The 11,642-nt window shown below is 73.2% G+C and carries 11 protein-coding genes; 2 read left to right on the top strand and 9 right to left on the bottom strand.

Annotated elements, in window-relative coordinates; all coding sequences use genetic code 11:
• Positions 1–43: 43 nt before the first annotated feature.
• The 5 genes from CP982_RS38690 to CP982_RS38670 all read right to left on the bottom strand — a co-directional run bounded on the left by CP982_RS38690 (position 44) and on the right by CP982_RS38670 (position 4,005).
• Positions 44–1,090 (bottom strand): FecCD family ABC transporter permease, encoded by a 1,047-nt coding sequence (locus CP982_RS38690; RefSeq protein ID WP_150514761.1) that lies wholly within the window; start codon positions 1,088–1,090, stop codon positions 44–46.
• A complete protein-coding gene (locus tag CP982_RS38685) occupies positions 1,087–2,082 on the bottom strand; it encodes an ABC transporter substrate-binding protein (protein ID WP_150514760.1) in 996 nt (331 codons plus the stop codon). The genes CP982_RS38690 and CP982_RS38685 overlap by 4 nt, the downstream gene beginning before the upstream one ends.
• Before the next feature lie 176 nt (positions 2,083–2,258).
• Positions 2,259–3,113 (bottom strand): siderophore-interacting protein, encoded by an 855-nt coding sequence (locus CP982_RS38680; protein WP_150514759.1) that lies wholly within the window; start codon positions 3,111–3,113, stop codon positions 2,259–2,261.
• On the bottom strand, positions 3,110–3,349 hold the full coding sequence (locus tag CP982_RS38675) for a phosphopantetheine-binding protein (protein ID WP_144322707.1): 240 nt from the start codon (positions 3,347–3,349) through the stop codon (positions 3,110–3,112). The genes CP982_RS38680 and CP982_RS38675 overlap by 4 nt, the downstream gene beginning before the upstream one ends.
• 398 nt (positions 3,350–3,747) lie before the next feature.
• Positions 3,748–4,005, bottom strand: coding sequence for a hypothetical protein (locus CP982_RS38670; RefSeq protein WP_150514758.1), 258 nt, complete (start codon positions 4,003–4,005; stop codon positions 3,748–3,750).
• A 180-nt stretch (positions 4,006–4,185) separates the two neighbouring features.
• Between CP982_RS38670 and CP982_RS38665 the strand changes: the two genes are divergently transcribed.
• Both CP982_RS38665 and CP982_RS38660 read left to right on the top strand, forming a co-directional pair.
• Complete coding sequence (locus tag CP982_RS38665) at positions 4,186–5,388, top strand: hypothetical protein (protein ID WP_150514757.1); 1,203 nt, start codon at positions 4,186–4,188, stop codon at positions 5,386–5,388.
• Positions 5,381–5,950, top strand: coding sequence for a hemerythrin domain-containing protein (locus CP982_RS38660; protein WP_150514756.1), 570 nt, complete (start codon positions 5,381–5,383; stop codon positions 5,948–5,950). Before CP982_RS38665 ends, CP982_RS38660 begins: the two co-directional genes overlap by 8 nt.
• A gap of 28 nt (positions 5,951–5,978) precedes the next feature.
• Here the strand turns inward: CP982_RS38660 and CP982_RS38655 are convergent, their stop codons facing one another.
• The 4 genes from CP982_RS38655 to CP982_RS38640 all read right to left on the bottom strand — a co-directional run bounded on the left by CP982_RS38655 (position 5,979) and on the right by CP982_RS38640 (position 11,613).
• Positions 5,979–6,602: a TetR/AcrR family transcriptional regulator gene (locus CP982_RS38655; RefSeq protein WP_150514755.1), complete on the bottom strand. Its 624-nt coding sequence runs from the start codon at positions 6,600–6,602 to the stop codon at positions 5,979–5,981.
• Positions 6,603–6,702: 100 nt separating this feature from the next.
• Positions 6,703–8,271 (bottom strand): phytoene desaturase family protein, encoded by a 1,569-nt coding sequence (locus CP982_RS38650; RefSeq protein WP_150514754.1) that lies wholly within the window; start codon positions 8,269–8,271, stop codon positions 6,703–6,705.
• A gap of 127 nt (positions 8,272–8,398) precedes the next feature.
• Positions 8,399–10,705, bottom strand: coding sequence for a serine/threonine-protein kinase (locus CP982_RS38645; protein WP_150514753.1), 2,307 nt, complete (start codon positions 10,703–10,705; stop codon positions 8,399–8,401).
• Positions 10,678–11,613 carry an oxygenase MpaB family protein gene (locus CP982_RS38640; protein ID WP_144322701.1) on the bottom strand — a complete coding sequence of 312 codons (936 nt, stop codon included), beginning with the start codon at positions 11,611–11,613 and terminating at the stop codon, positions 10,678–10,680. Before CP982_RS38640 ends, CP982_RS38645 begins: the two co-directional genes overlap by 28 nt.
• Positions 11,614–11,642: the final 29 nt, after the last annotated feature.

Raw genomic sequence — 11,642 nt, 5'->3', positions numbered from 1 at the left:
GCGCTCCCCCGCCGGGTGCGCACGGCGGTCGTTTCCGGCGTGTTCACAGTGCCCCCGCCCCGTGGCGGCGGACCGCCCAGATCAGCATGGGTCCGCCGAGGAAGGCGGTCACGATGGCCACCGGCACCTCGCCGGTGGGCAGCAGGACCCGCGACCCCATGTCGGCGACGAGCAGCAGGATCGGGCCGAGCACCATCGTGTAGAGAATCGTCCACGGCACGGAGCCCCCCGCGGGCTTGCGGACCAGGTGCGGCACGATCAGGCCGACGAAGAGGATCGGTCCGGCCACCGCCGTGGCCGCCCCGCTGAGCACGGTGATCAGGACGAGCGCGGCGGCCCGTACGCGGGCCACGCCCGCGCCCAGGGTCTGCGCCACGCTCTCGCCGAGACTCAGGACGTTGAGCGCCCGGCTCAGGAGCAGCGCGCCGATCAGGCACACCACGATCGCGGTCAACGGCCACGCCAGCGGTGCGTTCTCCCGGGCCGCGAGCGAGCCCACCGACCAGAAGCGGTAGGTGTCGAAGACGTCCGGGAAGATCAGGCGCAGACCGAGGGCGACGCCGTTGAGGACCGCGGTCAGGGCGACGCCGGCGAGCACCAGGCGCAGCGGTGAGTGCCGCCCGACGGCGACGACGAGCAGGGCCGCGAGCACGGAACCCGTGACCGCGAAGCCCAGTTCGCCCGCCTGTCCCCCGACCAGGCCGAGTGCCGAGCCGAGGGTGATGGCGAACCCGGCGCCCGCGGTGACACCGAGGATGCCGGGCTCCGCCAGGGGGTTGCGGGCCAGCGTCTGGATCAGCGCGCCCGCCACCGCGAGGGCGGCGCCCACCGCGATGGCGAGCAGCGCGCGGGGCACCCGGACGTCCCGCACGACCACGTGGTCGTCGTCGGTGCCGTGGAAGTCGAACAGCGCCCGTACGACCTCCATGGGCGGCACCGGGCGGGCGCCGACGCCCATGCTGACCACGGCGACGGCCGCGAGCAGCACCAGGCCGCCGACGAGCAGCCCGAACCGCGGCGCCCCCCGCTTGGTGGGTGCCGTCTCCCGCCCGGTGGGCGCCGCATCGGACACGCGGCCCGCGACGGTCACCGCTTCAGGAGCGGAGCGAACGACTCGTCGATCGCGTCCAGGGTCTGCATGGCCTGCCCGTAGGTCGCGGCCTCGGTGTAGCGGATCGGGAAGGTCTTCTTCGCCTTGACGGCGGGGAGGTTCTTCCACAGCTTCGAGTCCATGACGTACTGGACCGACTTCGGGACGCTGCCGTCGGCCATGACCGAGTACGTGATGGCGTCGGCGTCGCGCAGCGAGGCGGGCAGTTCCTCGATGGAGGGGTACTCGCTGACCGCGCGGGAGCCGGGCCCCGCCTTCTTGACCTTGCCGTAGTACTTGGCGCCGGCGTCCTCGGCGATGTTGGTGCCCCAGGAGCGGCCGAACTCGCGCTGGAAGGTGCCCTTGGCGGACTCGCCGTAGGCGCCGACGTGCCCCAGCTTGAGCTGGGGCAGCACGTTCTTGTACTTCTTCTTCAGCTCGGCGGCCTTGGCCTCGTACTTGGCCTGGAGGGAGTCGAACTGCTTGAGGGAGCCCGCGGCGTCGGCCTGCTTGCGGGACAGCTCGCGCCACGCGGAGGGCACGGTCGGGCCGATCGCCACCACCGGGGCGATGGACTCCAGGCGCTTGACGTCGATGTCGCCGAGCACCGGGGCGGGGACACCGATGACGATGAGGTCGGGCTTGGCCTCGGCGATGGCCTCGTAGTTGGTCTCCGTCGCCTGCTCGCCCGCGACCTTGGGGAGCTTCTTGTAGGCGGCCAGGTCCTTCTTGCTCATCATGGGCTCGCCGCGCTTCCACGACGAGATGCCGACCAGCGGGGCGTGGGCCTCGATCATGACGGGCACGGCATAGCCGGTGGCGACCACGCGCTTCGGCTTGGCCGGGATCTTGATCTTGCCGTTGTCCGCGGCGAACACACGGGTCTCGCCCTTGTCCGAGGCGTCCGCCTTGTCCTTGGACGACCCGCATCCGGTCAGTACCAGGCCCAGCGCGACGGCGCCGACCAGGCCCGACGATCTGCGTATCGACATGTGGAGCTCCTTGCTCGTTCGGGGAGGCCGCCCCTCGGGCGGCGTTTCGGGGAGGGGAGGAAGGCCGAGCGGTGGCCTTCCGGTGGCCCGGGGCGGGCCGGTCTTGACCGTCGGCCGATCCGTCGGCCGGTCAGTCAGTGGTCGTGCTCGTCCAGTCAGTGGTCGTGCTCGTCCAGTCAGTGGTCGTGCTCGTCGTCGAAGTCGGCGATGCCGCGCTTCCAGTAGCCGGTGATGTCGTGGTCGGCCTTCTCCAGGCGCAGTTCGTCACGGACCCAGCGGCGCAGCGGCTTGATCTGCCCGGCCTCGCCCGCGACCCACACGTAGAGGCGTTCGCCCTCGGGGACAGTCACCTCGGTCACGGCCCGTGCCAGGGCGTCGCCGGTGCCCGGCGGGCGGTCGCCGCGGTGCAGCCAGCGCACCTCGACGCCCTCGGGCGCGGAGAGCTCGATCTCCTGCGTGGCGTCGGCGACTTCGACGAACGCCCAGCCGCGCGCGTCCCTCGGCAGTTCCTCGAGCCAGCGCGCGATCGCGGGCAGCGCGGTGATGTCGCCCGCGAACAGATAGCGGTCGTAGGCGTGCGGGACGATCAGGCCGCCGGGCGGGCCCGCGAGGTGCACGACGGCGCCCGGCTCGACCTCGTGGGCCCAGTCCGACGCGAGGCCGCCGGCGTGCGGGACGATGTCGATGTCGATCTCGCCCGCGACGGGGTCGTAGCGGCGCACGGTGTACTCGCGCGAGGTGGGCGAGGGGCGCGGCCAGCGCAGCATCGATCCGTTCGGCTCGGGAAGGCGCAGCGAGCCGTCCGGCTCCGGGAAGAGCAGCTTCACGTGCTCGTCCGGCGAGTGGGCCTCGAACCCGGCCGCGCCGGGCCCGCCCAGGGTGAGGCGCAGCAGACCGGTGCCGACCATGGCGGTGCGGACGACCTCGGTCTCCCGGACGCGGATCGGATAGCCCACCTCCTCGGCGTGGCGGCCCCCCCGGACCTCCGCGATGCGCTCCAGGTGCCGGTCCCGGTGGTCTTTGAGCGTCATGCGGCGCCACCCGTCAAAAGGGCGGTCCAGTGGCCGAGTTCGGGCCGCTCGGCCAGGTCGGGGAACTCGACGGAGGCCGCCCCCGCGGCGCGCCAGCGCTCGATGAGGGTCATGATCCGCACCGAGTCCAGACCGTGGTCCATCAGGTTGTCGTCCGGCGCGATCTCGGCGGGGTCGCAGTCGAGCAGCTCCGCGACGTCGGCGCGGATCCTCTCGGGCGACAGGGTCTGACTCATCGGGTGGCTCCTGTGGGAATCGGTGCCGACGGCGCGGTCGGCGCGGCAATGCCGCCGTCGGCGAACGGGCTCTGCGGAAGGCCGCGCGGGGCGGCGGAAGCACGGGAACGGCACGGAGTTGGCGGCGCGTCAGCGGGTTGGCCGGATCTGAGGGATCCACGCCGCACCGCATCGCCGCGGTCGCTCCGAAAACTAGGGCGACCAGCCCTGAAACCCCCGCAATCCACGCATACTCCCCCGCTCGCTCAGGTAAGGCTAACCTAACTACTTATCGGCGGAGTATGCAAGTGATCTTCACGCCGTACGCCCTCGCACGACACGACTTCGCGCCACGGACGACGCGGGGCCATATGACGTCACGTCATATGGCCCCGCGTCATGGGGCTTCCAGCCCCGCGTCATGAGGTCCCGCGCCCCCTCACCCCTGCCGAGCCCCCTGGCTCCCGCCGCTCCCCTGCCCCACACCTCCGGCCCGCCCCGCGCCACTCGATCAGCGGCGACACGGCGACTTCGACCGGATCGAGGTCCAGGCCCGCGCGCCGCAGGAACTCGGACACATCCGCCACGCCGTGGGCGACGCCCACGTTCTCCCCGTGCACGTCCACCCGTCGGCCGCCGGACGGGGACGCGCGATGCACCACTATCTCTGCTGTCATGCCTCCAGCGTGCGCCCGCGGCCCGCGAGGCGCTCCACGAGCGCCCGGACGCGGTTCTCACCCCGCGCGGCCGACCGTCCTCGGCGCGTGGCCGGGCGGCGCCGGTCCGTCGTTTCGCCCCCCGGGCCCCGGGTACCCGGCGGCGGCCTTGTCCGGCACCGCGAAGCCGAGGAGTCCCGGATGACCCTGAACCCCCTGGAACAGCGAGGCATTCCGCTGGAGCGGCAGGTGCGCTCCTGGCGCGAACTGGACGTGGAGCCGATCGACCCCGACCACTGCGATCCGTACACCCGCTGCCGGATCATCGCGATGAACGGCATCGAGGCCGAAGCGGTGCTCTTCAGTCACCAGTTCGCACGTCACTGTCCGGACCCGGAGGTACGGCGCCGCCTGGCCGAGGTCCGCTACGTCGAGCAACAGCAGCAGAAGGCCGTCAACTGGCTCCTGCCGGGCCTCGCCTCGGTCCTGGAGACGACTCTCGCGTACGAACAGGTCGCCGTGGACCTCACCGCCTGGGTGGCCCGGTCGGAGCCGGATCCGTATCTCCGGCAGGCGTACCAGTTCGGCGTCCTGGAGGACTTCGACCACCTGTTCCGGTACGCGAACCTCTACGAGATGATCGAGCACCGCAAGGCCGACTCGATCGTCGAGCAGCTCACCGAGGTCATGCCGGGCCGCCCCACCAAGCTCCACCACCGGCACCCCGAGGACAACGTCCGCGAGCCGTACGACCGCGCCACCGCGCAGCCGCTGTCCAAGCTGCACGCGCTGACCGTGACGGCCGCCGAGCAGCAGACCATGAACTTCTACATGAACGTCGGCCCGCAGTACATGGAGCCGATCGCCCGCCAGCTCTACCAGGAGATCGCGCTCATCGAGGAGGCGCACGTCACCCATTACGAGTCGCTGATCGACCCCGGCGAGACGTGGTGGGAGCAGCTCGTCACCCACGAGTACAACGAGTGCTACCTCTACCACTCCTTCATGGAGCAGGAGACCGACCCCCGGGTGAAGGCCATCTGGGAGCTGCATCTGAACATGGAGCTGGAACACCTGCACGTCGCCTGCGACCTGATGCGCCGTCATGACGGCCGCGACCCGCAGGAGGTCCTCGCGCCCGAGCTGCCGAACGTGCTCACCTTCGAGCCCAACAAGCAGTACGTGCGCGGACTCCTCGACACGCAGATCGACCTGACCACGCTGGGCACCGGCTACGTACGGGACGCGCACGAGCGGTTCCGGCGGATGCAGGAGCGGGTCCACGGCGGCGAGGAGCCGCCGAGCGAGCGCGTCATGGCCCAGCACGAGGACCTGTTCGGGCGCGAGTACCGCTCGCAGACCGAGGACGCCGCCCGGGAACGGGAGAGGAACCACCATGCCTGACACGCCCGCGGGCGACGGCGACGTCGTCACCCTGCTCATGCGGCAGCACGGCGACATCCGCAACCTCTTCGACGCGGTGGAGCACACCACCGGCGACGAGCGGCGCGCCGCCTTCCGCCGCCTCGTCCGGCTGCTCGCGGTGCACGAGACGGCCGAGGAGGAGGTCCTGCACCCCTACGCGCGCACAGTGTTCGCGGGCGGCCGCGACATCGTGCGGGACCGGCTCGCGGAGGAGAGAGAGGCCAAGGAGCTGCTCGCGCGCCTCGAAGGCGTGGACCCGGAGGACCCCAAGTTCCTGCCCGCGCTCGCCGTGCTGCGCACCGAGGTGACGCGGCACGCCCGCGCCGAGGAGCGGTACGAGTTCCCGCACGTGCGTCGGCACACCGAGCCCGGTCGTCTCACCACCATGGCGGCCGGGGTGCGGGCGGCCGAGGCCGTGGCGCCCACGCGCCCGCACCCGGGGGTGGAGTCGGCCGCGGGGAACGTGGCCCTGGGCCCGCTCGCGGCCCTCGTGGACCGCACCCGTGACGCCGTGCGCAAGGCCATGGGCAACGACGGGTGAGCACCGCGCGGGTGAAGCCCTGACTCGGTCAGGACCTGTCGATCGCGTGCAGGGTGAACGTCACCAGCTCGTCCGCCGCCGCGTTCAGGTCGAGGTCCGGGTGGGCCAGCCAGTGGCTGATGACGCCGTCGATGGCGCCGCCGACGGCCAGGGAGACCGTGGCGGGGTCGAACGGCCGGAAGTGCCCGGCCTCCTGGCCCGCGGCGAGCAGCTCCGCGAGGGCCTGCCAGCGGCCCGCCGTGTCGTGGCGTCCGGGCGTCTTCAGGCGGGTGCCGCCGTGGTCGTCGAGGAGCATCTCGGTGATGACGCGGACGTGGCGGCGGTTCTCCGCCTGGTAGCCGACCATGGCGCGGACGTAGGCCACGACGGCGGCGCGCGGGTCCGGCGCCGCCGCGACGCGCTCGCCGACGTACGCGGTGAACTCCTCCAGGACGTGGGCCAGCGCGGCCCGGGTGAGGTTGTCCTTGGAGGCGAAGTGGTAGAGGACCGCGGCCTTGGACAGACCCGCCCGCTCGGCGATGGCCGACAGGGACGTCGACGGGTGGCCCTTGGTGGAGATCAGGTCGATCGTGCACTCGATGAGCTGGCGGCGGCGGGCCCGCTCGGTGAAGGTCGGCGCGTCCGCCTGGCGGCCGTCTCGTCGGGCAGCCATGGTGAGCACCTCTCGCTTTCCTCCACACGCGCGAGGGACATCCCTCCCGGCCCCTCGCGTCGGCCGGAACCGACCGTACACCAGCACCGGTCCCCGCTGATCAGCGCTCCAGGACGGCCATCGCGGCGTTGTGGCCCGCGATGCCGCTGACGCCACCGCCACGGCGGGCGCCCGCGCCGCACAGATGGACGTTCGGGTGGGCGGTGGCCACGCCCCACCGGTCCTCCCACCGGTCCTCGTGGCCGGCGGCGTCGTCCGCGTACGGGAAGGAGAGGTCCCCGTGGAAGATGTTGCCGCCGGGCAGGCGCAGCTCGCGCTCCAGGTCGAGCGGGGTCTTGGCCTCGACGCAGGGGCGGCCGTCCGCGTCCGTGGCCAGGCAGTCGGCGATCGGCTCGGCCAGGTGCGCGTCGAGCTGGGCCAGGGTCGCGGTCAGGAGCGCGTCGCGGGCCGTGGCGTTGGTGGCGTCGGTGAACAGTCGGGCCGGGGTGTGCAGTCCGAAGAGGGTCAGGGTGTGGTAGCCGCGCTCGACCAGGTCGGGGCCGAGGATGGTGGGGTCGGTCAGGGAGTGGCAGTAGATCTCGGAGGGCGGTGCCGAGGGCAGGGCGCCGCCCGCGGCCTCGGCGTGGGCCCGCGCCAGCTCCGCGTAGCCCTCAGCGATGTGGAAGGTCCCGGCGAAGGCCTCGCGGGGGTCGACCGAGGCGTCGCGGAGCTTGGGGAGCCGCTTCAGCACCATGTTGACCTTGAGCTGGGCGCCTTCGGCGGGCGCGGGCGGCGTCTGACCGGTGAGGGCGGCGAGTTCGTGCGGCGAGGTGCCGACGAGCACGTGCCGGGCGGCGACCGTGCCGTCGCCGTCCGCGGTGCGGTAGGTGACCTCGGCGCGTTTGCCGTCGGTCTCGACGCGGGTGACCTCGTGGCCGGTGAGCAGCTCGGCGCCCGCGGCCAGGGCGCGCTCGGCGAGGGCGCGGGTGAGCGTGCCCATGCCGCCGACGGGCACGTTCCAGTCGCCGGTGCCGCCGCCGATGACGTGGTAGAGGAAGCAGCGGTTCTGCCGCAGGCCCGGATCGTGGGCGTCGGCGAAGGTGCCGATGAGTGCGTCGGTGAGGACGACGCCGCGCACCAGGTCGTCGGCGAACCGGGCCTCGACGGCCCGGCCGATCGGCTCTTCGAACAGGGTGCGCCAGACGGTGTCGTCGTCGACGAGCCGCCGCAGCTCCGCCTTGTCCGGCAGCGGTTCCGTGAGCGTCGGGAAGATCCGCCGGGCCGCGTGGGCGGTCAGCGCGTAGAAGTCGCGCCAGGCCTCGTACGCCCGGTCGTCGCCGGTCAGGCGGGCGAAGGAGGCCCGCGTCCGGGACTCGCCGCCGCCCACCAGGAGCCCGGTGGGGCGCCCGTCGCGGACGGTGGGCGTGTACGACGACACGTTGCGGGTGCGGACCCGGAAGTCCAGGTCCAGATCGCGGACGATCTTCCTGGGGAGCAGGCTCACGAGGTACGAGTAGCGGGAGAGACGGGCGTCGACGCCGGGGAACGGGCGGCTGGACACGGCGGCCCCGCCCGGTCGGCCGAGGCGTTCGAGGAGCAGTACGGAGTGGCCCGCGCGGGCGAGGTAGGCGGCCGCCACCAGCGCGTTGTGGCCTCCGCCGATCACGACGGCGTCATAGCTGGGTCGCATGCCTCTTCGTAGCACGGATCGGTTTTCGAGTGGGTGTTTCACGGGGAGTGGAGTGCGCGTCGGGGCGTACGAGGTGCGTGGGACCCGCCGGATGCGCGGAGCGCGGGATGCGCGGGGTGCGCGGTCGTCAGTGGCCGCCCGTCGCCCGCTGCTGGCGCAGTGCCGCCACCCTGCGGTACAGCGCCACCGCTTCCGCGCCGCGCCCCAGCTGCTCCAGGCAGTGGGCCTCGTCGTTGCGGCTGGCGAGCGTGTCGGGGTGGCCGGCGCCGAGCACGCGCTCGCGGGCCGCGGCCACGTGGCGGTAGGCCGTGAGCGCGTCCGCCCAGCGGCCGAGCCAGCCGAGGCCGACGGCGATCTCGCGGCGGCTGACCAGGGTGTCGGGGTGGTCCGCGCCGAGCACGCGCTCGCGCACGGCGCAGACGTCGCGGGCCTCGGCGAGCGCCTCCTCCCAGCGGCCCTGGCGGCCGAGGTTGACGCCGAGGCCGTGGCGGGCGCGCAGGGTCTCGGGGTCGGCGGGGCCGTTCACGCGGGCGCGGTCCTCGATGAGGGCGCGGTACAGCTCCAGGGCCTCGGCACTGCGGCCCAGGCGGCCGAGGCTGATGCCGACCTCGTAGCGCGCGGCGAGCGTGTCGGGGTGGTCGGCGCCGAGGGCCCGCGCACGGGCCTCCGCGACCTCGCGATAGGTCTGCAGCGCTTCCGGCCAGCGGCCCAACTGGCCCAGGGTGTAGGCGACTTCGTAGCGGGTGACGAGGGTGTCGGGGTGGGTGGGTCCGAGGACGCGGGCCCGGGCGGCGGCGACGTCGCGGGCCAGGCGGTAGGAGTCCTCCAGGCGGCCCAGACGGCTGAGGTTGAACGCCAGGTTGTGGCGGCAGCGCAGGGTGTCGGGGTGGTCGGGGCCCGCGGTGCGCTCCCGCACGGCGAGCACCGATGTGTACATCTGGTGGGCCTCGAAGTGCCGTCCGAGCTGGCCCAGGACGTACGCCATCTCCTGGCGGACGGCGAGCGTGTCCGTGTGTTCGCCGCCGAGCGCGCGCTCGCGACCCTCGGCGACGCGGGTGTACTCGCGCAGGGCGTCGGCGGGCCGCCCGGTGCGGCTGAGCGTGAACCCGACCTCGTACCGGCTGGCGAGGGTGTCGGGGTGGTCCGCGCCGAGGACGTGCTCGCGCTCGGCGGCGACGGCGCGGTGCACCTCGCCCGCTTCCGTCCAGCGGCCGAGGCGGCCGAGGCTCAGGCCCGCGTTGTGCCTGCTGACGAGGGTGGCGAGGACGTCGGGCGGCGGGGTCGGCCGGGCGGTCGCGGGCCGCGGCACGACCGGGCGGCGGCCGCCGGCGCGCGGGATCCACTCGCCGGTGAGGCCCGCGGCCGCGTCGGGCGGGGTCAGGCGCAGGGGGCCCGCGCCGGTCGCCTTGTGGCCGGTGGTCATGCCGCGCGTCCACGACGGCAGGGACGGCTCGGGGCGGCCGGGTGCGGGCCGCTCCCCGGACCGCTCCCCTGACCGCTCGGGAGGCGGGTGCTGGGTGCGGCGCAGGTGCGGGCTGACGACCGTGGGGACGTAGGTGGCGCGGTTCGGGTGCGCGCCGCGGCCCGCGGCGATGCGGCGGCCCAGCTCGCGAGCGTCGCCGGGCCGCTGGTCGGGGTGCTTGGCGAGCAGGTCGAGGACGATCCGGTCGAAGAACTCGGGGAGTTCGCCACGGCGGCGGCGCGGCGGCTCGGGCTCGGTGTCGCGGTGGCCGACGAGGATCGCCCACGCGTCGTCCAGGTCGAACGGCGGCGCCCCGGTGGCCAGTTCGTACAGGACGCAGCCGAAGGAGTACAGGTCGCTGCGCTGGTCGACCTCGGCTCCGCTGATCTGCTCGGGCGACATGTAGTGCGGGGTGCCCATGGCGATGTTCGTGTTGGTCAGGCGGGAGGTGAAGCCGATGTCGTGGCCGAGCCGGGCGATGCCGAAGTCGCAGATCTTCACCGTGCCGTCGACGAGTCGCATGATGTTCGCGGGCTTCAAGTCGCGGTGCACGATGCCCTGTTCGTGGGTGTAGGCGAGCGCGGACGCGACCTGCTCCGCGATGTCCACGACGTCGGGGACGGGCAGCGGGTGCTGCTGGTTGTCCTCCAGGAGCTGGCTGAGGTTGCGCCCTTCGAGGAGCTCCATCACCAGGTACAGGACGCCGTCGGACTCGCCGAAGTCGTGCACGACGGTGATGCCGCGGTGCTGGAGCGCGGCGGCGACCCGGGCCTCGCGCCGGAAGCGCTCGCGCAGGACACGGGTGAACCCCGGGTCGTGCTGGGGCCCGAGCGGCTTGAGGCACTTCACGGCGACCCTGCGGCCCAGCGATTCGTCGCGGGCCCGCCACACCTCGCCCATGCCGCCGCGGCCGATCAGGTCGAGCAGCTGGTACCGGCCCTGGATCAGCCTGGTGTCCCCCGACTCTGGCATCTCGTGCTGTCGCCCCCGTCGCGTCGTCGCGCCCTCCCCGGCCCGTCCAGTATGGCGTCCTGTCTGTCGACTTTGTACGACGCCGGGCGGCTGCCCGGGCCGAGCCGGGCCATGGCGCGCAGGATGTGCTTGGGCGGCAACTGCCAGCGCAGTCGGGCGGGAACACAGCGCAGCAAGGTGCCCGTGGTGACGAGGCGACGCGTCACCGTCGCGGGCGGCGGCGCGGGCCTGCCGTACAGGGCGTGGGCGTAACGGGGCAGCGACGCGTAGGCCAGGTTCGCCACGCGCCGCCACAGCAGGGCGCGCGCCGGGACCAGCAGGGGTGCGGTCGGCGGCCGTTGCAGGAAGTCGTCGACGACGCGCGCCTCCGCTCCGGCGGCGAGGTCGGGGGCCACCTTCTCGAAGTACGCGGCGAGTTCGGCGGTCGACGCCGGTACGCGCGCGGGGTCGAGGCCCACCAGGCGCGCGCTCTCGCGGTGTTCGGCGACGTACCGGTCGGCGGCCGCGGCGCCGACCGGGAAGCCGGAGCGGCGGACGACGTGGAGGTAGGAGTCGATCTCGGCGCAGTGCACCCACAGGAGCAGCTCGGGTTCGTCGACGCCGTACCGCTCCCCCGTGTCCGGGTCGGTCGCCGACAGCATCGTGTGTATCTTGCGCACCCGGGCGCCCGCCTTCTCGGCGGCCTCGGTGGTGCCGTACGTCGTGGTGCCGACGAAGCCCGCGGTGCGCATGAGGCGGCCCCAGGCGTCCTTGCGGAAGTCGGAGTTCTGCATGACGCCGCGCACGGCGCGCGGGTGCAGCGCCTGCAGGTACAGGGCGCGTACACCCGCGACCCACATCATGGGATCGCCGTGCATCTGCCACGTCACCGACGAGGGCCCGAAAAGCCCGGGGTCCGCGTCCCGCATGCCCCCACCTCCTCCTGGCAGGTTACGCA

It is taken from the genome of Streptomyces spectabilis (assembly GCF_008704795.1).
In the GTDB taxonomy this organism is placed as follows: Bacteria; Actinomycetota; Actinomycetes; order Streptomycetales; family Streptomycetaceae; genus Streptomyces; species Streptomyces spectabilis.
This window is presented reverse-complemented; position numbering and strand designations above follow the sequence as displayed.

What these genes read in the sequence shown, in the direction of transcription:
- CP982_RS38640 (WP_144322701.1), bottom strand. Translation starts at nt 11,613, where the DNA reads ATGCGGGACGCGGACCCCGGGCTTTTCGGGCCCTCGTCGGTGACGTGG.
- CP982_RS38680 (WP_150514759.1), bottom strand. Translation starts at nt 3,113, where the DNA reads ATGACGCTCAAAGACCACCGGGACCGGCACCTGGAGCGCATCGCGGAG.
- CP982_RS38650 (WP_150514754.1), bottom strand. Translation starts at nt 8,271, where the DNA reads ATGCGACCCAGCTATGACGCCGTCGTGATCGGCGGAGGCCACAACGCG.
- CP982_RS38665 (WP_150514757.1), top strand. Translation starts at nt 4,186, where the DNA reads ATGACCCTGAACCCCCTGGAACAGCGAGGCATTCCGCTGGAGCGGCAG.
- CP982_RS38660 (WP_150514756.1), top strand. Translation starts at nt 5,381, where the DNA reads ATGCCTGACACGCCCGCGGGCGACGGCGACGTCGTCACCCTGCTCATG.
- CP982_RS38675 (WP_144322707.1), bottom strand. Translation starts at nt 3,349, where the DNA reads ATGAGTCAGACCCTGTCGCCCGAGAGGATCCGCGCCGACGTCGCGGAG.
- CP982_RS38670 (WP_150514758.1), bottom strand. Translation starts at nt 4,005, where the DNA reads ATGACAGCAGAGATAGTGGTGCATCGCGCGTCCCCGTCCGGCGGCCGA.
- CP982_RS38685 (WP_150514760.1), bottom strand. Translation starts at nt 2,082, where the DNA reads ATGTCGATACGCAGATCGTCGGGCCTGGTCGGCGCCGTCGCGCTGGGC.
- CP982_RS38655 (WP_150514755.1), bottom strand. Translation starts at nt 6,602, where the DNA reads ATGGCTGCCCGACGAGACGGCCGCCAGGCGGACGCGCCGACCTTCACC.
- CP982_RS38645 (WP_150514753.1), bottom strand. Translation starts at nt 10,705, where the DNA reads ATGCCAGAGTCGGGGGACACCAGGCTGATCCAGGGCCGGTACCAGCTG.